The sequence below is a fragment of the Pseudundibacterium arcticum genome (assembly GCF_042646465.1).
Classification (GTDB): Bacteria; Pseudomonadota; Gammaproteobacteria; order Burkholderiales; family Burkholderiaceae_D; genus Undibacterium_A; species Undibacterium_A arcticum.
The window spans coordinates 1-19,579 of the sequence record NZ_JBHRTP010000024.1 but is presented as its reverse complement, the minus strand read 5'-3'; the positions used below and the strand labels follow the sequence as shown (position 1 = coordinate 19,579).

The 19,579-nt window shown below is 59.5% G+C and carries 14 protein-coding genes; 8 read left to right on the top strand and 6 right to left on the bottom strand.

Going from position 1 to position 19,579, the window contains the following annotated elements; all coding sequences use genetic code 11:
• The first annotated feature begins 31 nt into the window (after positions 1–31).
• From ACFOFO_RS08730 to ACFOFO_RS08715, 4 genes are all read left to right on the top strand, one after another.
• Positions 32–6,358, top strand: a complete 6,327-nt coding sequence (locus tag ACFOFO_RS08730; RefSeq protein ID WP_390331383.1) for a HAMP domain-containing protein — start codon at positions 32–34, stop codon at positions 6,356–6,358.
• 115 nt (positions 6,359–6,473) lie between these two features.
• Positions 6,474–6,950 (top strand): hypothetical protein, encoded by a 477-nt coding sequence (locus ACFOFO_RS08725; protein WP_390325755.1) that lies wholly within the window; start codon positions 6,474–6,476, stop codon positions 6,948–6,950.
• Between the two features lie 153 nt (positions 6,951–7,103).
• The gene (locus tag ACFOFO_RS08720; protein WP_390328182.1) at positions 7,104–7,511 is read left to right on the top strand and encodes a VOC family protein; all 408 of its coding nucleotides are present in this window, start codon (positions 7,104–7,106) and stop codon (positions 7,509–7,511) included.
• A 134-nt stretch (positions 7,512–7,645) separates the two neighbouring features.
• On the top strand, positions 7,646–8,158 hold the full coding sequence (locus ACFOFO_RS08715) for a hypothetical protein (RefSeq protein WP_390325753.1): 513 nt from the start codon (positions 7,646–7,648) through the stop codon (positions 8,156–8,158).
• Positions 8,159–8,323: 165 nt separating this feature from the next.
• Here ACFOFO_RS08715 and selD read toward each other — a convergent pair whose 3' ends face one another.
• On the bottom strand, positions 8,324–9,382 hold the full coding sequence (gene selD / locus ACFOFO_RS08710; protein WP_390325751.1) for a selenide, water dikinase SelD: 1,059 nt from the start codon (positions 9,380–9,382) through the stop codon (positions 8,324–8,326).
• 12 nt (positions 9,383–9,394) lie between these two features.
• A complete protein-coding gene (gene senB / locus ACFOFO_RS08705; RefSeq protein WP_390325750.1) occupies positions 9,395–10,357 on the bottom strand; it encodes a selenoneine biosynthesis selenosugar synthase SenB in 963 nt (320 codons plus the stop codon).
• Between the two features lie 114 nt (positions 10,358–10,471).
• Here senB and senA point away from each other — a divergent pair, with 114 nt between their 5' ends.
• Positions 10,472–11,686: a selenoneine synthase SenA gene (senA, locus tag ACFOFO_RS08700; RefSeq protein WP_390331382.1), complete on the top strand. Its 1,215-nt coding sequence runs from the start codon at positions 10,472–10,474 to the stop codon at positions 11,684–11,686.
• 80 nt (positions 11,687–11,766) lie between these two features.
• Here the strand turns inward: senA and ACFOFO_RS08695 are convergent, their stop codons facing one another.
• The 4 genes from ACFOFO_RS08695 to gloB form a co-directional block, all read right to left on the bottom strand.
• Entirely contained in the window at positions 11,767–13,248 is a 1,482-nt protein-coding gene (locus ACFOFO_RS08695; RefSeq protein ID WP_390325749.1) for a DEAD/DEAH box helicase, read from the bottom strand.
• Between the two features lie 390 nt (positions 13,249–13,638).
• Entirely contained in the window at positions 13,639–14,421 is a 783-nt protein-coding gene (gene fabI, locus ACFOFO_RS08690; protein WP_390325747.1) for an enoyl-ACP reductase FabI, read from the bottom strand.
• 214 nt (positions 14,422–14,635) lie between these two features.
• Entirely contained in the window at positions 14,636–16,171 is a 1,536-nt protein-coding gene (locus ACFOFO_RS08685; RefSeq protein ID WP_390331381.1) for a transglycosylase SLT domain-containing protein, read from the bottom strand.
• Positions 16,172–16,652: 481 nt separating this feature from the next.
• Complete coding sequence (gloB, locus tag ACFOFO_RS08680) at positions 16,653–17,453, bottom strand: hydroxyacylglutathione hydrolase (protein ID WP_390331380.1); 801 nt, start codon at positions 17,451–17,453, stop codon at positions 16,653–16,655.
• Here gloB and ACFOFO_RS08675 point away from each other — a divergent pair.
• The 3 genes from ACFOFO_RS08675 (at position 17,452) to dnaQ (ending at position 19,487) form a co-directional block, all read left to right on the top strand.
• Positions 17,452–18,240, top strand: coding sequence for a class I SAM-dependent methyltransferase (locus tag ACFOFO_RS08675; RefSeq protein ID WP_390331379.1), 789 nt, complete (start codon positions 17,452–17,454; stop codon positions 18,238–18,240). The genes gloB and ACFOFO_RS08675 overlap by 2 nt on opposite strands.
• Positions 18,227–18,661, top strand: a complete 435-nt coding sequence (rnhA, locus tag ACFOFO_RS08670; RefSeq protein ID WP_390325743.1) for a ribonuclease HI — start codon at positions 18,227–18,229, stop codon at positions 18,659–18,661. Before ACFOFO_RS08675 ends, rnhA begins: the two co-directional genes overlap by 14 nt.
• 121 nt (positions 18,662–18,782) lie before the next feature.
• Positions 18,783–19,487: a DNA polymerase III subunit epsilon gene (gene dnaQ / locus ACFOFO_RS08665; protein ID WP_390325741.1), complete on the top strand. Its 705-nt coding sequence runs from the start codon at positions 18,783–18,785 to the stop codon at positions 19,485–19,487.
• Positions 19,488–19,579 lie beyond the last annotated feature (92 nt).

Genomic DNA, 19,579 nt, shown 5'->3' with positions numbered 1-19,579 from the left:
GCAACCATCGATACCTTAAGGAAGGCGGTCTATGGACATGAAAAGCGACAAGATCGACGGCTTGGATGGCAAGCAACTGCTTGCCGCTTTGATCGCATTGAAAAAGGGCGATTTTTCGACCCGCATGCCGTCCGATTGGACCGGGCTGGCGGGCAAGATCGCCGATACGCTCAATGACATCATCGAGACGAACGAACAGATCGCCGCCAGCATTTCCAGCGTCAGCCAGATCGTCGGCCAGGACGGGCGCCTGACGCAGCGCGCCTCGCTGCCGCGCGGTTCGGGCGGGTGGACCACGATGATCAAGTCGGTCAATACCCTGATCGACGACCTGGTGCGTCCGACCACGGAGATGGCAAGGGTCATCGGCGCGGTGGCCAAGGGGGACTTGGCGCAGACCCTGTCGCTCGACGTCGACGGACGTCCGCTCAAGGGGCAATTCCTGCGTTCGGCGGCGACCGCCAACACCATGGTCAGCCAGCTCAGTTCGTTCGCCTCCGAGGTCACCCGCGTGGCGCGCGAGGTCGGCACCGAAGGCAAGCTCGGCGGCCAGGCCAAGGTCAAGGGCGTCGCCGGGACCTGGAAAGACCTGACCGATTCGGTCAATTCGATGGCAGGTAATCTGACCTCGCAGGTGAGAAATATCGCGGAAGTGACGACCGCCGTGGCGAGCGGCGACTTGTCGAAAAAAATCACGGTCGACGTGCGCGGCGAGATTTTGCAGCTCAAGGACACCTTCAACACCATGGTGGACCAGTTGCGCTCGTTTTCTTCGGAGGTTACGCGGGTGGCACGCGAGGTCGGCACCGAAGGCAAGCTCGGCGGCCAGGCGTATGTGCCCGGCGTCGGCGGCACCTGGAAGGACCTGACCGACAATGTCAACTTCATGGCTTCGAACCTGACCGGCCAGGTGAGGAACATCGCTGAGGTGACCACGGCGGTGGCGAACGGCGATCTGTCGAAGAAGATTACGGTCGATGTCAAGGGCGAGATCCTGCAGTTGAAGGACACTATCAACGTGATGGTGGACCAGCTGTCCTCGTTCGCCTCGGAGGTGACGCGGGTGGCACGCGAGGTCGGCACTGAAGGCAAGCTGGGCGGCCAGGCCCAGGTGCGCGGCGTGGCCGGTACCTGGAAGGACCTGACCGACTCGGTCAACTCGATGGCCGGCAACCTGACCGGCCAGGTGCGCAACATCGCCGAGGTGACGACGGCGGTGGCGAACGGGGATCTATCGAAAAAGATCACGGTCGACGTCAAGGGCGAAATCCTCGAGCTCAAAAACACCATCAACGTGATGGTCGACCAACTCAATTCGTTCGCCTCCGAGGTCACACGGGTGGCGCGCGAGGTCGGCAGCGAAGGCAAGCTGGGCGGCCAGGCCAACGTACCCGAGGTGGCGGGCACCTGGAAGGACTTGACCGACTCGGTCAATTCGATGGCCGGCAATTTGACCGGCCAGGTGCGCAACATCGCCGAGGTGTCCACCGCCGTGGCAAACGGCGACTTGTCGAAGAAGATCACGGTTGACGTCAAGGGCGAGATCCTGGAATTGAAGAACACCATCAACGTGATGGTCGACCAGTTGAGTGCGTTCGCGTCCGAGGTGACGCGGGTGGCGCGCGAGGTCGGTACCGAAGGCAAGTTGGGCGGACAGGCCTACGTGCCCGAAGTCGGCGGCACCTGGAAGGACCTGACCGACAACGTCAACTTCATGGCCTCGAACCTGACCGGACAGGTGCGTAACATCGCCGAAGTGACGACCGCGGTGGCGCGCGGTGACCTGTCGAAGAAGATCACGGTCGACGTCAAGGGTGAAATCCTCGAACTGAAAGACACCATCAACGTGTTGGTGGACCAGCTCAGCTCGTTCGCTTCTGAAGTCACGCGGGTGGCGCGCGAGGTCGGTACCGAAGGCAAGCTTGGCGGGCAGGCCAATGTATCGGGCGTGGCCGGCACCTGGAAGGACCTGACCGACTCGGTCAACTCGATGGCAGGCAACCTGACCGGCCAGGTGCGCAATATCGCCGAGGTGACGACCGCGGTGGCGAATGGCGACCTGTCGAAGAAGATTACGGTCGATGTGCGCGGCGAGATTTTTGAACTCAAGAACACCATCAACGTGATGGTCGACCAGCTTAATTCGTTTGCCTCCGAAGTGACGCGGGTGGCGCGCGAAGTTGGCACCGAAGGCAAGCTCGGCGGCCAGGCGCAGGTGCGCGGCGTCGGCGGCACCTGGAAGGACCTGACCGACAACGTCAACTTCATGGCCTTCAACCTGACCGAACAGGTGCGTAACATCGCCGACGTGACCACCGCCGTCGCCAGCGGCGACTTGTCGAAGAAGATCACAGTCGACGTCAAGGGCGAAATCCGCGAGCTGAAAAACACCATCAACGTGATGGTCGATCAGCTATCCTCGTTCGCGTCCGAGGTGACGCGCGTGGCGCGCGAGGTTGGCACCGAGGGTAAGCTGGGCGGCCAGGCCAATGTGCCGGGTGTGGCAGGCACCTGGAAGGATCTGACCGACTCGGTCAATTCGATGGCGGGCAATTTGACCGGCCAGGTGCGCAATATCGCCGAGGTGACAACCGCGGTCGCGAACGGCGACTTGTCGAAGAAGATTACGGTGGACGTCAAGGGTGAGATTTTCGAGCTGAAGACCACGATCAACGTGATGGTGGACCAGTTGCGTTCATTCGCGTCGGAAGTGACGCGCGTGGCGCGCGAGGTCGGCACCGAAGGACGGCTGGGCGGCCAGGCCAACGTGCCTGGCGCGTCGGGCACCTGGAAGGACTTGACTGACAACGTCAACTTCATGGCTTCCAACCTCACCGGGCAGGTCCGCAACATCGCCACCGTCACGACGGCGGTGGCGCGCGGCGATTTGTCAAAGAAGATCACGGTCGACGTCAAGGGCGAGATCCTGGAGCTGAAGGACACCATCAACGTGATGGTGGACCAGCTCAGCTCGTTCGCGTCGGAAGTGACGCGGGTGGCGCGCGAGGTCGGCACCGAAGGCAAGCTCGGCGGGCAGGCTCAGGTTGAAGGTGCCGCCGGCACCTGGAAGGACCTGACCGACAACGTCAATTTCATGGCGGCCAACCTGACGGCGCAGGTGCGCGGCATCGCCGGCGTCGTCAATGCCGTGGCGAACGGCGACCTGAAAAAGAAACTAACGGTCGCCGCCCAGGGAGAAATTGCAACTCTGGCCAATACCATCAATGAGATGACCGATACGCTCGCGGTGTTCGCCGACCAGGCTACCACGGTGGCGCGCGAGGTCGGCGTCGAAGGCAAGCTCGGCGGCCAGGCCAGTGTGCCGGGCGCCTCGGGCACCTGGAAGGACTTGACCGAAAACGTTAACCAGCTGGCAGCCAACCTGACCAACCAGGTGCGCGCCATCGCCGAGGTGGCGACGGCCGTGACGCGCGGTGACCTGTCGCGCTCGATCCAGGTCGAGGCGCGCGGCGAAGTGTCCTACCTGAAGGACAACATCAACGAGATGATCCGCAACCTGAAGGAAACCACGCAAAAGAATGCTCAGCAGGACTGGCTGAAGACCAACCTGGCGCGCTTCACCCGGCTGCTGCAGGGGCAGCGCGATCTGGAAGCAGTCAGCGCGCTGATCCTGTCGGAACTGGCACCGCTGGTGGGCGCGCATCACGGCATGTTCTATATGATGGATGCCGGCGTAGCGCGGCTGCGTATGATCGCCAGCTACGGCTTTCGCAAGATCAATGATTTCGGCACCTCGTTCCGTCCGGGCGAAGGCCTGGTCGGACAATGCGCGCGCGAGAAGCAGCGCATCTGGCTCACCAACGTGCCGAGGGATTACGTCCTGGTGTCGTCCGGCATGGGCGCTGCGCCGCCGACCAATATCGTCGTGCTGCCGATCCTGTTCGAACAGCAGGTCAAGGCGGTGATCGAGATCGCCTCGCTCGACCGGTTTACCGACACGCATCTGTCCTTCCTCGACCAGCTGATGGAATCGATCGGCGTGGTGCTCAACACCATCGAAGCCACCAGCCGCACCGAAAGCCTGCTGACGCAATCGCAATCGCTGGCCAACGAGTTGCAGCAAACCAATCAGGAGCTGGCGGAAAAAGCGCGCCTGCTGTCCGAACAGAACAGCGAGGTCGAACGCAAGAACCGTGAGGTGGAACAGGCCAAGCTGGCATTGGAAGAGAAGGCGACCCAGCTTGCGCTATCGTCCAAATACAAGTCCGAATTCCTGGCCAACATGTCGCATGAACTGCGCACGCCGCTCAACAGCCTGCTGATTCTGGCGCAGCAGCTGTCCGACAATCCCGACCACAATCTGTTGCCTAACCAGGTCGAATTTGCCAAGACAATTTACGGTTCCGGCAGCGATCTGCTGACGCTGATCAACGATATCCTGGACTTGTCGAAGATCGAGTCGGGTACCGTCACGCTCGAGGTTAGCGACTACAAGTTCGAGAGCCTGCGCAAATACGTCGAGCGCACCTTCCGCCACATGGCGAAGGCCAAGAAGATCGATTTTTCGGTCAGCTTGTCGGATACCTTGCCCGAGTCGATGATGACCGACACGACCCGGTTGCAGCAAATCCTCAAGAATCTGCTGTCCAACGCCTTCAAGTTCACGCATCGGGGTCAGGTGTCGTTGTCCATCGCCATGGTCAAGAGCGGGTGGTCGGTCGACCATCCCAATTTATCCCGGGCCGGCGCGGTGATGGCATTTTCGGTCACCGATACCGGCGTCGGCATTGCGGCCGACAAATTGCAGCTGATCTTCGAGGCGTTCCAGCAAGCCGACGGCGGCACCGCGCGTAAATACGGCGGTACCGGGCTCGGCCTGTCGATCAGCCGCGAGCTGGCGCGCTTGCTCGGCGGCGAGATTCACGTCTCGAGCGAACTGGGCGAGGGCAGCACCTTCACCCTGTTCCTGCCTTACCACGCCGGCGATTTCGTGAATTACGATTTAGGCCAGGTGCCGAAGCATGCGCCGGTAACCAATACTGCGGTCGTATACTCGCGCAACACACGGGCGGAAGCGGGCCGGGGAGCGGCGGCGCAGGTGATCGAGAAGGATGGCGAGTTGGACGGTGCGATGGATGACGCCATGGACGGCACGATGGATGCCACCTCCGCGGCGACGCTGCCGGAAGAGCCGGCCTTCGACGATCGCCGTTTCGTCGCCGCCGGCGATGCGACGGTGCTGATCGTGACACCCGATCCGAATCTGGCCGACGTCCTGCTCGACTACGCGCGTGAGCGGAACTTCAAGGGCATCGTGACGCTGCAGGGCGATTCTGCCCTGCCATTGGCGCGCGACTATCTGCCGACCGCGATCTTACTCGATATCGACTTCCCGGACAGCGATGGTTTTACGATCCTGGACCGCTTGAAGCGCGATCCCGGCACCCGCCATATCCCAGCCCATATCCTGTCCAACCGCAAGGAGCGCGAGACGGCGTTGCGCGAGGGGGCGATTTCGTATCTCGACAAGCCGATCGGCCCGGATCGGCTCGGCGAGGAATTCAATTTCATCCAGCAATTCCTGGTGCGTACCGAGCGCAGCCTGCTGGTGGTCGAGGACGACGCGGCCCAACGGGAAACCATCGTCAAACTGATCGGCGACGGCGACATCCGCATAGTCGCCGTGGCGACCGGACAGGAAGCGCTGGATGCGCTCAATACCTCGCGTTTCGACTGCATGGTGCTCGATCTGTCCTTGCCCGACATGAGCGGGTTTGACCTGATCGAGGCCACCGCAGCCAGCTTCGGTTACAAGCTGCCGGTTGTCATCTACACCGCCAAGGAACTGAGCCATGAAGAATCAGCCCGCCTGCAGCGCATGGCCAAGACCATCGTAATGAAGGACGCGCGCTCGCCCGAACGCCTGCTGCGTGAGACCGCGCTGTTCCTGCATCGCTCGACCGCCAACCTGCCCGATATGCAAAGACGCATCCTGGAGCAGATCGACACCACCGACAGCGGCCTGGCTGGTAAAAAAGTGCTGATCGTCGACGACGATTTGCGCAACATCTTTGCCTTGACCTCGGCGCTGGAAAGGCAGGGCATGGAAGTCCTGTATGCCGAAAATGGCAGAAGCGGTATCGACGTGCTGCAACAGAATCCGTCGATCGAGATCGTGCTGATGGACATCATGATGCCCGAGATGGACGGCTACGACACGATGCGCGCGATCCGCAAGATCCCGCAATTCAAGTCGCTGCCGATCATCACCCTGACTGCCAAGGCCATGAAGGGCGACCGCGACAAATGCACCGCCGCCGGCGCCTCGGATTACATCACCAAGCCGGTCGATATTCCGCAGTTGCTGTCCTTGATGCGGGTGTGGCTGTACAAATAGCCGATCAACATCGCCGCCGCTGGGCTTTGCAACCAGCGCCGGATTTGACGGAATCGGCGCGATGTCGCGACCGTATGGTGGCGTTCAGAATGACGTTTACTCGATGAGGTGAAATATGACCGACCCGCAGAAAGATACTGCCACCAAGCACGAACTCGACCGACTGACCGCCGAATTCTTTCGGGCCGTCTCATTCGAAGAGGGTGAATCGCCTCCGTACAATGACCTCTACGCGCTGTTCATTGAGCCTGGGCTACTGATCAAGAACAGCGGGGCAGCGCCAGAGATATCAAGCGTGCGGCAGTTCATTGAGCCTCGCCGGGCGCTGGTCAACTCCGGTGAATTGACCAGCTTCCGAGAGGTGGAGCTGTCTGAAATCACGGAACTGTTCGGCAACGTGGCGCATCGCCTTAGCGTCTACGCGAAGTTCGGCACCGTTAAAGGCGTTCCGTTCGAGGCTCGGGGCATGATCTCGACGCAGTTCATCATGACTCCTGCAGGTTGGAAGATGAGCGCCATGGCGTGGGACGACGAGCGCCCCGGCCTCACAGTACCCGAGCGCTACACCGCATCGCAACGAAGCGGATCTTGATGATAGCCACGCTCGGCACCATGACACCCAAGCTTGCCATCGGGCGGAAAAACTGCCGTTGCGGCGGACACCCGGAAGCCCGCCGCTGAACTTAACGGAAAGCACCATGCATTTTTAATGCTGCATCGCTCAATTTGTTTCAATGGGGGAGATATGAGTACCAAAATTTTTGTGAATCTGCCGGTAAAAAGCCTCAATGCATCAGTGGAGTTTTTCACCAAACTTGGTTTCAGTTTTAATCCGCAATTTACCGATGACACAGCCACCTGCATGATCGTGAGCGAAGAGATATTCGTCATGCTACTTACTGAAGAAAAGTTCAAGACCTTTACTCCGAAGGAAATTTGTGACGCAAAGAAATACTCAGAAGTGCTTGTGTGTTTGTCTTTGGAGCGTCGGGACACGGTCGATGAAATTGTTCGCAAAGCAGTCGCCGCTGGCGGCACAACTTACAAAGAGCCGCAAGATCACGGATTCATGTATGGACATGGCTTTCAGGATTTAGATGGCCATATTTGGGAACTAATTTATATGGAACCAAGCTCGATAAAACAAGCTTGAAAATGCAATGAAAAAAAACGTTAACACCCACCCGTCAACCGGACTGTCCAAACGCTGCGCTTGTCAGTTCTGTTCGTGCTGCGCACTCCGGTAGCCGGTTACTTCTAACGTCAGATGACGGCATGGGGCAGGGAATGGACAACAACTATCAAGAAATGTTTGACGCGCTCGATGTTTGTTACGACAAGGCATTGGTCATGCCGTGCTTGGTGCTAATTTACACAATCATCGATTCAATCAGCTGGCTTGCGTATGGCGCCTGCGAGCAAAGCTCGAAGAAGCGGTTCATTCTTTGGGTAGAAAAGTATTACCTTGGTCGTCTTGAGGGAAGCTGTGATTCGATTGATCTGTATGCTGCAAGATGCTCAATTTTGCACGGTCTGTCTTGGGAATCTAACCTAACCAAGGACGGCAAGGCCAAGCGTCTTTTTTACGCAATTGGAAGGAACGGGAAAAAACCAGGAGAACTTGATACGCGCATATGGTCCCAAGATCAGGTAGCCAGCATGCAAATTGACAGCATGATCTCGTCGCTCAAGCTTGCTATGGCATGCTTCTTTGAAGATGCAAAGAAAGACGATGTCTTGAGCCAAAGATTGGAAAATACCGATGGGCAGATAGTTGGAATGATAAGACTCGAGGATTAGGAGAAGATGGTTTCCGCCTTGATGGCGGCCCAGCCATCCAGCTAGTCGTATATTGACACGCCCGGCTCACCGGGCGTGTCCGCTCATCTCGAACATTGAGGCTGTATTTCGGTTCCCCCGCATGCACCGGTCATCCCCATTCTTACGCGACGCTGAAAGCGCAAGCTAGGCAACAACCTCAACGCGCGGCGCCCCATCCTTCATCTCGCCGATCACGGCGGCATGCGCAAATCCTCCACGGGCAAACAGCGCCAGCACATCATCTACCGAATCGGCGTCGCACGATACCAGCAAGCCGCCCGAGGTTTGGGGATCGGTCAGCAGCATTTGCTGCGTTGGCGTGATGGCGGCGTCCAACACCACGTCGTGACCATAGCCGTCCCAGTTGCGGCCTGATGCGCCGGTGATGTAGCCGGCTTCGGCCAGTTGCTGCACGCCGGGCAGCAGCGGAATTTGCGACATGTTCAGTTTGGCGCTCAATCCCGCGCCGCGCGCCAGTTCCAGCAGATGGCCGAGCAGGCCGAAGCCGGTGACGTCGGTCAGTGCGTGCACACCGGGCAATTCGGACAAGGCCTTGCCGGGTTTGTTGAGCTTGGTGGTGTTGGCGATCATCGCCGCGTAACCATCGGCGTCCAACGCGTCCTTCTTTAACGCCGCCGACAGGATGCCGACGCCCAGCGGCTTGCCCAGGATCAGCTTGTCGCCGGCCTTGGCGTCAGCATTGCGCTTGACCTTGGACGGATGCACCAAGCCCAATACCACCAGGCCGTAGATCGGCTCGACCGAATCGATGGTGTGGCCGCCGGCGATCGGGATGCCGGCTTCGGCGCAGATCGCTTCGCCGCCCTTGATGATTTGGCCGATGACCTCGACCGACAGTTTGTTGATCGGCATCCCGACCAGCGCCAGCGCCATGATCGGCGTGCCGCCCATCGCGTACACATCGGAGATCGCGTTGGTGGCGGCGATACGGCCGAAGTCAAATGGGTCATCGACGATCGGCATGAAAAAATCGGTGGTCGCGATCAGCGCCTGTTCGTCGTTGAGCTTGTAGACGGCGGCGTCGTCGGCCGTTTCGATGCCGACCATCAGTTCTTTCGGAACCGGGAAACCGCTCGAATTTTTCAGGATTTCAGCCAGCACGCCGGGTGCGATCTTGCAGCCGCAGCCGCCGCCGTGTGAAAAAGAGGTGAGCTTGATTTGCGGTTCGGTGATCGTGTTCATGGGCAGATTCCTTCATTGTTTGACGAGATTATCCACTAACTGGAGTAAGGCTGCCTGTTCCCGCAGCGGCGAAAACAAGGGTGCACGCGCCGCACATCGCTGTTGTAGCCGCGCGTAGAACGTCGGGTCCGCCAGCGCGCGTTCGACCAGTGCCGCCAGGGCCGGACTGTCGCCGACCGGGAAATAGCCGGCGTAGTCGTCGCCCAGCATGCCGCGATTGCCCGGGATGTCGCTGGCTAACACCGGTACGCCGCTGGTGATAGCTTCAATGATGACGTTGGCACCGCCTTCCATGATCGATGTAATGATCATCAGATGACTGCGCTTCAGGCGCTGCCGGGTCGCCGCATGTGGCATATTGCCGAGCCAACGGTAGCGCCGGTGCTGGTTCTGGGTCAATTCTGCCTGGTCCTGCAGGGCGGGTGTGAGGGCGCCGCCTATCTGCCACAGCCGGATCGACGGCGATGCGACCAACGCCGCCGCGCGCATGAAGGTCAGCGGATCCTTTTCGTCGCGTAAATGGCCGATCGTCACGACATCGAAATGCCGGGTCGCAGCGCTGCGATCGAGCGGTGTCAGCGGACGGGCCGACTGATGAATCACCCGCGCCTTGTTCCGCACAGCCGGCTTCAGTTCGTCCAATCCTGCCTCCTGCAGCACGATCAACCTGGTCGCCAGTTGCAATGAACGCTGCGCATCGGCATCGTGACGGATGTCGCGATACAGATCGGTGCCGGTCAATACCAGCACCAGAGGCAGGGTGGGATGCGCCGCGGCAAATGCCGCTATCGACACCGCCGATCGTCGCGCGTGCAATGCAATCATCAGATCACATGGCATACGATCCCATTGCGTCATCAACGTCACGCGGTAGTGTGCGCGCAAGAAATGCGCCCAGCGGCTGGCGGTTTGCCAGTTACCGTTGTTGGCTTTTGCCGATGCCGGGCTGATAATGATGATATGGATTTTAGTCATTTGCCTGAAACAAATTGCATGAGACCGATCCGTATCGAATCACATTGAATCGTGCTGAATCGTGCTGATTAGAGGCATTCCCATCGCGCATCCCAATCTCATTCCAATGTCACCATGACCGATAACACTGCTACGAACTGGCTGGATCATTCTTTTCGGCATGCTTCGCCGGAACAGCTCGCAGATTGTCTGCAGGACGCGCGAAATTATACTCTTGCGTTGTTTGATTGCTTCCTGGCGGCCGGGCTGGATGCATCCGATAAAGTACCGATACTCGAGATCATCAATCCGCCGCTATGGGAACTTGGACATATCGCCTGGTTTGCAGAATGGTTTGTGCTGCGCGAAGCACAATCAAGCCATCCGGCTGCAGCGCAACGCCCGTCCTTGCTGACCAAGGGTGACGACTGGTTCGATTCGAATACGGTACCACACCGGGCGCGCTGGACGCTGGATTTGCCGCGCGCCGGCGCGCTGAAGACCTATTGCCGCGAAGTGCTCGACCGCGTGCTCGACAAACTGTCTCGCGCAACGGACGACGACCGGGGTCTGTACCCATATCGCCTGGCGCTGGCGCATGAGGACATGCATGGCGAGGCATTTGCCTACACCTTGCAGACCTTGAATCTGGCGGCACCCGAGTCGCTGGCCAATCACGCTACGCGGTCCTGGGCACAGGGCGAGATCCGCTTTCCGGGCGGCACCTTGCAACTGGGCAGCCAGCCCGACGACGGCTTTGTGTTTGACAATGAAAAGTGGGCGCATGCGACGTACGTGCCGGCCTTTGGCATCGATTCGACCCTGGTATCGAATGCCCAGTTCGCGGAATTCGTGGCCGATGGCGGGTACCAGCGGGTGCAGTTCTGGTCCCCGGCCGGACGCACATGGTTGATGCAGCAGGAGCGGTCGGCGCCGCGTTATTGGGAGCGTGACGCCCAAGGCTGGAACATCGCGCGTTTCGGCAGGCGGGCAGCCTTGCCGCAGCGTGAACCGGTGCGGCATATCAGTTTGTTCGAGGCACAGGCTTATTGCGTGTGGTTAGGGCGTCGCTTGCCGACCGAAGCAGAGTGGGAATGGGCGGCGACGTCGGGACACGCGGCGTTTCGCTGGGGCGATTTATGGGAATGGACCGCCAGCCGGTTTGAGCCTTATCCTGGATTCTCAGCCGATGCCTATCGCGAATATTCGGCGCCATGGTTCAGCTCCCATCAGGTGTTGCGCGGTGCGTCGTTTGCGACGCAGGGGCGGATGCGCACGCCGCGCTATCGTAATTTTTATTTGCCGCAGCGCGACGATATGTTTGTCGGCTTCCGGACCTGCGCCCTGTAGCCACGCTCCACATTGATCGACGAAAAAAAAGCGACCGTCGGAACGGTCGCTTTTTCGTTTGCAGAGGTGCAACTCAGTGATTAACGATCACCATAGCTGCGACCGCTATCGGAACGGCCGCGGTAACCACCGCCGGCGCCGGCGCCATCACGACGTGGGGCTTCACCTGGTTTGCTGAAGGTGCGCTGGCCCGGCTTGTTGTTGCCGTATCCATTGCCATTGCTGTTGCCGCCGCCAGTGCCTTCGCTGCGGTTGGCACCGTAACCGGCGTTGCCGGTGTTGCCGCGATAGCCGCCGCTGCGATTGTCGCCTGGCTTCCAGCCGCTAGGCTTGCTGGTCGGACGCGATGCAGTTTTCTTCGGCTCGAAGCCTTCGATCACATTGACAGGAATCAATTGCTTGGTGAAACGCTCGATCCGCTTGACGTTCATGCCTTCGGCGTGATTCACCAGCGATACCGCGACGCCGTTGCGGCCGGCACGGCCGGTACGACCGATGCGATGCACGTAGTCTTCAGGAAATTTCGGCAGATCGTAGTTGAACACGTGGGTAATCGCCGGTACGTCGATACCGCGCGCCGCAACGTCGGTTGCTACCAGAATGCGCACATTGCCGCGACGCATGCCGTCGAGCGTGCGGTTACGCGCGCCCTGATGCATGTCGCCGTGCAGCGCGGCGGCAGCGAAACCGGCGATGTTCAGACGGTCGGCGATGGTGTCGGCGTCACGTTTGGTCGCGGTAAATACCACGGCCTGATCCAGCGTTTCATCGCGCAGCAGGTGGTCGAGCAGGCGATTCTTGTGCGACAGATCGTCGACGAAGTGCACGCGTTGCTGGATGTTTTCATGCTTGGTGGCCGAACCGGCGATCTGGATCACCAGCGGATTGGTGGTGATGCGGCGTGCCATGTTGCCGACTACGCCATCGAGCGTTGCCGAGAACAGCATGGTTTGACGCGTGGTCGGTGTCGCTGCGACGATTTTTTCGATGTCTTCGATAAAGCCCATGTCAAGCATGCGGTCGGCTTCGTCCAGCACCAGGATTTCCAGTTGCGAGAAGTCGATCTTGCCCGATTCCATGTGGTCGATCAGACGGCCAGGGGTCGCGACCAGAATTTCCGGATTACGCGCCAGCAATTGCATCTGCTTCGGGTAAGGCATGCCGCCCAAAATCGATACTGCCTTGATGCGGCGCAGGTGGACGCCGTATTTGTCGGTGGCGGTAGTCACTTGCAGTGCCAGTTCGCGGGTCGGGGTCAGCACCAGCATCTTCGGCTGTGCCGCTTTGAAGCGCGGACGGTCGCCGCGGGCACGGGCCGACTGGCTTTCCTGATTCGGTGTTTTGCCGGCAGCCGATGCGGCCTCGGCGGAAGCGAATTTATGCAACGCCGGCAGCATGAATGCGGCAGTCTTGCCGGAGCCGGTTTGCGACGATACCAGCAGGTCGCGGCCTTCAATGGCCGCTGGCACTGCTTGTGCTTGAACTGAGGTCGGTTTGGTATAGCCAGCCTCGGTAAGAGCTGTAAGTACGGACGCGTGCAGGCCTAGTGATTCAAAAGTCATTATTTTCTTTCGTAAAATCGGCGTTCATGCAAATGTGCAGAACGCAAAATAGCAACGCCAACCAACGAAATGACTCAGTGAAAGAAATTTCGGCACAAAAGCTTTGCGCCGGGACGGTGTCAAGGTCGACACACAAGGCGGGAGGGCTTTATTAGCGGCATCCATCAGGATGCGCCAAGGCTTGCGAAGCTGCTAGTGTTATTGTTGTACGCCGTCAAATAAGAATATTGCAGCGCACAAACCGAACTATACAGCATTTTTACCGGATGTGCAGCATTGTGTCGTGTTGCTTTGCTGTGCATCCGGGGTTCACGCTGGGAAACCGGTGTTGTACGACAGTACGGATGCGCTAATTTCCGTTAAAGCATCCGTACTTCGTACATTATGACGTTATTCTCCCATTCCGCCGAAGACGTGCGAGAAGCCGCCGTCGACATAGGTAATTTCGCCGGTAATGCCGCCAGCCAGCTCCGACAGCAGGAAGGCAGCGGTATTGCCGACCTGTTCGATCGTGACGTTGCGGCGCATCGGCGCGTTTTGTTCGACGTAGCTCAGGATCTTGCCAAAATCCTTGATGCCGCTGGCGGCCAGGGTCTTGATCGGGCCGGCCGAAATGGCGTTGACGCGGATGCCTTTCGGGCCGAGCGACGCGGCCAGATAGCGCACACTGGCTTCCAGCGACGCCTTGGCCAGCCCCATCGTGTTGTAGCCGGGGATGATGCGTTGCGAGCCGAGATAGGTCAGGGTCAGCAGCGCCGAATCCGGACGCAGCATTGGCTGGGCGGCCTTGGCCATCGCCGGGAAGCTATACGCCGAAATATCGTGCGCAATCTTGAATGCCTCGCGCGACAGACCGTCCAGAAAGTCGCCGGCGATCGCCTCGCGCGGCGCAAAGCCGATCGAATGCACCAGTCCGTCCAGCTGATCCCAGGATTTGGCGAGATCGGCGAACAATGCGTTGATTTGCTCGTCGCTGCCGACATCACAATCGAAAATCAGGTCGCTGCCGAACTCCTGGGCGAAATCGGTGGTGCGCTGTTTGAAGCGCTCGCCGACATAGGTGAACGCCAGTTCAGCGCCTTCGCGCTTGCATGCCTGGGCGATGCCGTAGGCAATCGAACGGTTCGACAGCAAGCCGGTGATGAGGATTTTTTTGCCTTGCAAGAATGCCATGAATGACTCCAGATGCTACCGCGGATGATGCACCAGCTGCCGATCGCGATGACTGACAGGTCGCGCAGGCAATCGGTATGGCTGTGTTTGCGGTATCGGTTTTTCTTCGAAATGTGGCCCTGTGCGCAGATGCGGACAGGGCCAGATTGTAGGGTGTCTGTGCGGCGGCGGCAAGTTTCGGCGCCAGCCGAGTCAGATATGCTGCTGCCTGGGACTAGCCGCGGGGGGCAACTTTGACGGAGGCGCTCTTCGCGTTGCGGCCGGACTTGCCTTGCGCGACGTCGGTTTTACCACGCTGCGCCTTGCCGGCCGCGATCCGGCTGCCGCCATGCTTGCTGCGGGCGACGGCGACCTGCAGTTGCAGGCTCTGGCCGCTGGACACGGCATCGCGATTGAGTCCGTTCCAGGACTTGACCTGTGCCACGCTGACTTTGTAGCGGCGGGCGATCGACGCCAGCGTGTCGCGCTTGCCGACCTTGATCGTGATGCGGCGGGTTTCCGGAGCATCGCGCTCGACCGCCATGGTCGCGCTATCGGCCAGTTCCGGCGCGATATCCTTGTCGGCTGACAAGGCGGTTCTCGGTACCAGGATGGTGGAGCCGGCTTTCAGCAACATCTTCGGCGGGATATTGTTAACTTCGCGGATTACCGCCGGCGTGGTACCGAACTTGGTGGCAATTGCCTCGATCCGCTCACGCGCGCCGGTGACCGTATGCGAGGTCCATGAAGACAGCGCATGGCCCCATTTGGACAGGTTTTGCTTGAACTTGGCGGCGTTGCTTTCCGGCAGCAGGATCTGGGTTTGGGCTCCGCCGGTGATGACCGGACGATTGAACTGCGGGTTCAGCGCCTTGAATTCGTCCAGCGACAATTCCGCCAGCTGTGCCGCCACCTTGACATCGATATCGCGGGTCTTGCCGATAGTGATGAAATAAGGCTGATTGTCGACCTTGGGCAAGGTGACGTGGTACTGGTCCGGATGCGCGATGATGTTTTTCACCGCCTGCAGCTTCGGCACATAATTGCGCGTTTCTGCCGGCATCAGCGCCGACAGACTGTTGAAATCGGTGCCGAGACCGGCCGCCTGGTTCTTCTTGACGGCGCGTTGCACCGAGCCTTCGCCCCAGTTATAGGCCGCCAGCGCCAGCTGCCAGTCGCCGAACATGCCATACAGTTTTTGCAGATAAGTGAGCGCCGCATCGGTCGAGGCCAGCACATCGCGCCGCTCGTCCTTGAACATGTTTTGCTTGAGCTTGAAATCGCGCCCGGTCGACGGGATGAATTGCCACATGCCGGCCGCCTTCGCGCTGGAGAAGGCCTGCGGGTTGAAGGCTGATTCGATGAACGGCAGCAATGCCAGTTCGGTCGGCATATTGCGCTTTTCCAGCTCCTGCACCACGTGGAACAGATAGCGCGACGCGCGGGTGGTGGTGCGCTCGATGTATTCCGGGCGGCTGCTATACCAGTCGGTCTGATTCGTGACCAGCTGGTTTTCAAGATCAGGGATGGCGAAACCCTTGCGAATGCGGCCCCAGACGTCGACTTCCTCGACGCCCAGTATTTCGGTGCTGGCATCCTCGGGGTCCAGCGCCAGCGGCGCATTCGGGTTATTGCGCAGCGCCGGATCGATCGATCCCAGGTTGGTGCTCCAGCCCAGCGGCGGCATGCTGATATCGTTAGCCAGACTGATTGCAGGAGCGCCGACAACCAATAACGCCAGTGCCAAAGTCTTGATCTTGAAAGAATGCATTGCTTCTCCATTGATGCCGGACCGCAAGCGACGGACCGGTGAGGATAATCTGCAGAGTGTACGGAAAGGACTTTCCACCCGTCAAGAATTATTACAAATCAATGACTTACCAATTTCTTAACTGCTTATTTGGCTGCTTTTTTTAACTGCTTTTTAATTGCTTATCTGCCTGCTTGATACGCGGGTAAACAGTGGCGCGCGGGGTACCGGGACAGGCGCCGATCGGTTCCGTTTGAGGGCGATCCGGGACGGGTTATCCGACGCGGCGATCGACGCAAAACCGCTTGCAACGCCTGCCTGAGCGCTGCGGCAACGCGCGTCGTAATCCCGGCCAAATGAACAATACTGGCCAGTATGCCAAAAAACCAGCACTTCCCGCAATGAATGCAATGGTGTTGACTATAAACTAGCCCGAGTATATAAAAAAACAAGTGCCGCGGCACTTGTTTGTGATCAACATCAACAGAAAACCGGCGCACGGTCAGCGGAAATTGTTTTTCCATTCGCGCAACGCGGCGAAGGCGGCGACCGGTTCCTGTGGCGTCCGGTGCAGGCGTCCGGCCGCGATCAGGCGCGCGATGATCGCCGGTTCACGGTAGCGCAGGAAGGGATTGGTGGCCTTTTCCAGTCCAATCGATGACGGCACGGTCGGGACACCGCGCGCGCGTTTGGCCTGTTCGGCAAGGATGCGTTGCTGCAGGTCGGGGTTGGCGGGCTCCACTTCCTGCGCGAAACGCAGATTGGCCAGCGTATATTCATGCGCGCAGAACACTTGCGTCGCCTCCGGCAGCGCCGCCAGCTTGGCCAGCGAGGCACTCATCTGGGCCGGCGTGCCTTCAAACAGCCGGCCGCAACCGCCGGCAAACAGTGTGTCGCCGCAAAACAGCCAGTGTTGATCTGTCGCAAAATAAGCGATATGGCCGCTGGTGTGACCCGGCACCTCGAGGACCGTCAGTTGCACATCCAGTTGCGGCAGCGTGATACGGTCACCTTCGGTCAGCGGATCGGTGACGCCTGTGATAGCCTCGTGGCGCGGACCGAAGACCGGCACCTTGAACTGCTGCAACAGCCGCGGCACACCGCCAATGTGGTCAGCGTGGTGATGTGTCAGTAAAATAGCGGTCAGGGACAGCTGATGCTGTTGCAGTGCGGCCAAAATCGGTCCGGCATCGCCCGGATCGACCGCCGCAGCGTGTCGACCGTCGTGGATCAACCACAGATAATTGTCGTCGAACGCCGGGACGGCCAATACCTTTAATGAATTACCGCTGACAATCGACATGGCACACCCGTTACGCGAAAATTCCATTATAGTCCTCGGCGACTGGCTGCAGACACCCGCCGGTGCCTATGTGAAGGCGTGGGAACAGGCCAGGCTCGACGCGTTGACGGCCGACATTTTCGGCTTCAATGCGGTGCAGATTGGCTTGCCCGAAATCAATGCGCTGCAAGCCAACCGGATGCCGCGCAAATGGCAAACCGATCGCCATGTGCCGGCCAATCTGCCCAATGGCGCGTCGGCGTCGGTCGTGGTGGCGCACGATTTCACGGAACTGCCGTTTGCATCGCAAAGTCTGGATCTGGTGGTGCTGCCGCACGTGCTGGAATTTGCGGCCGAGCCGCATCAGGTGCTGCGCGAAGTGGAGCGGGTGCTGATCGCCGAAGGGCAGGTCATTGTCTGCGGCTTCAACCCCGCCAGCCTGTGGGGTGCACGGCAAATGGTCGGGCGGCTGTCAGGCGCGCATTTCCTGCCGCAGCATGGTGAATTCATCAGCCTGCCGCGCTTGAAAGACTGGCTGAAATTATTGAATATGGAAATCGATCGCGGTCATTTCGGCTGTTATGCACCGCCGTGCCGCACTAGCCAATGGCTGGACCGCTTCGGTTTCATGGAAAAGGCCGGCGAGCGCTGGTGGCCGTATCTCGGTGCGGTCTACATGGTGCAGGCGATCAAGCGGGTCAAAGGCATGCGGCTGATCGGGCCGGCCTGGAATAAAAATACGGCTCTCATCCCGAACGGGGTGCCGGCCACCAATAAATCACATAGAAACAAGCATGGACAAGATTGAAATATTTACTGACGGCGCCTGCAAGGGAAATCCCGGCCCGGGCGGCTGGGGCGCGCTGCTGGTCGCCGGTGACCACAAGAAAGAAATCTTCGGCGGGGAGCCGGTCACCACCAACAACCGGATGGAAATGACCGCCGTGATCGAGGCGCTCGCCACGCTCAAGCGGCCGTGCAAGATCGTGCTGCATACCGATAGCCAGTATGTTCTGAAAGGCATTACCGAATGGCTAGCCGGCTGGAAGGCGCGTGGCTGGAAGACGGCGGCCAAGACGGCGGTCAAGAATGTCGACCTGTGGCAAGCGCTCGATGCGGCGCAGGCCAAGCACCAGATCGAGTGGGTCTGGGTGCGCGGTCATTCCGGCCATGTCGGCAACGAACGCGCCGATGCGCTGGCCAATCGCGGCGTCGAATCCATCTTGTAACTAATAGTTTGGTGGGGAGTATAGGCAAAAACAGTGCCTACCCCGCCGGAATAATGCCGGCCCGTGAAAATACACGGGTGAGTATGTTTCTCGTTCACAATCCATCTGGGAATCCATTTCCATGCGTCAAATCGTCCTCGATACCGAAACCACCGGCCTCAATCCGCGCTCCGGCGACCGCGTGATCGAAATCGGCTGCGTCGAACTGATCAACCGCCAGTTGACCGGCAATAATTTTCATCGCTACATCAATCCGGAACGCGATTCGGAAGAGGGCGCGCTGGCGGTGCACGGACTGACCACCGAGTTCCTCAGCGACAAACCGAAGTTCGGCGAGATCGCAGACGAACTGCGCGACTATGTCGGCGGCGCCGAAGTCATCATCCATAACGCGCCGTTCGACCTCGGTTTTCTGAACGCCGAATTCGGCCGCCTCAAAGTGCCGTCGTTCAACCAACATATCGCCAGCGTGATCGATACCCTGATCCAGGCGAAGGAAATGCATCCCGGCAAGCGCAATTCGCTCGATGCGCTGTGCGACCGTTACGGGGTGTCGAACACCCATCGCAAACTGCACGGCGCCTTGCTCGACGCCGAATTGCTCGCCGACGTCTATCTGGCCATGACGCGCGGCCAGAACAGCCTGTCGATGGATCTCGGTGACGACGACGCCGAGGCCGGCAGCGAGCATGCGGCGGCATTGCCGCTGGCCGACATCATCGTGCTGGCGGCAACAGCCGAGGAACTGGCGGTGCACGAGGCGCTGCTCGATGGTCTCGACAAGGCCGTCAAGGGCCGCTGCGTATGGCGCGCGAATGCCGGCTGAGGTGGGCCATCAGCGCCAACCGATTGCCGCTCGCCAGCTGTCAACGCTAAGTAGAAATGTCCCTTTTCCTGCAAAGTAGAAATGTCCCCTTG

Coding starts and splice junctions, on each gene's coding strand:
- ACFOFO_RS08730 (WP_390331383.1), top strand. CDS start 32: ATGGACATGAAAAGCGACAAGATCGACGGCTTGGATGGCAAGCAACTG.
- ACFOFO_RS08725 (WP_390325755.1), top strand. CDS start 6,474: ATGACCGACCCGCAGAAAGATACTGCCACCAAGCACGAACTCGACCGA.
- ACFOFO_RS08720 (WP_390328182.1), top strand. CDS start 7,104: ATGAGTACCAAAATTTTTGTGAATCTGCCGGTAAAAAGCCTCAATGCA.
- ACFOFO_RS08715 (WP_390325753.1), top strand. CDS start 7,646: ATGGACAACAACTATCAAGAAATGTTTGACGCGCTCGATGTTTGTTAC.
- selD (WP_390325751.1), bottom strand. CDS start 9,382: ATGAACACGATCACCGAACCGCAAATCAAGCTCACCTCTTTTTCACAC.
- senB (WP_390325750.1), bottom strand. CDS start 10,357: ATGACTAAAATCCATATCATCATTATCAGCCCGGCATCGGCAAAAGCC.
- senA (WP_390331382.1), top strand. CDS start 10,472: ATGACCGATAACACTGCTACGAACTGGCTGGATCATTCTTTTCGGCAT.
- ACFOFO_RS08695 (WP_390325749.1), bottom strand. CDS start 13,248: ATGACTTTTGAATCACTAGGCCTGCACGCGTCCGTACTTACAGCTCTT.
- fabI (WP_390325747.1), bottom strand. CDS start 14,421: ATGGCATTCTTGCAAGGCAAAAAAATCCTCATCACCGGCTTGCTGTCG.
- ACFOFO_RS08685 (WP_390331381.1), bottom strand. CDS start 16,171: ATGCATTCTTTCAAGATCAAGACTTTGGCACTGGCGTTATTGGTTGTC.
- ACFOFO_RS08675 (WP_390331379.1), top strand. CDS start 17,452: ATGGCACACCCGTTACGCGAAAATTCCATTATAGTCCTCGGCGACTGG.
- gloB (WP_390331380.1), bottom strand. CDS start 17,453: ATGTCGATTGTCAGCGGTAATTCATTAAAGGTATTGGCCGTCCCGGCG.
- rnhA (WP_390325743.1), top strand. CDS start 18,227: ATGGACAAGATTGAAATATTTACTGACGGCGCCTGCAAGGGAAATCCC.
- dnaQ (WP_390325741.1), top strand. CDS start 18,783: ATGCGTCAAATCGTCCTCGATACCGAAACCACCGGCCTCAATCCGCGC.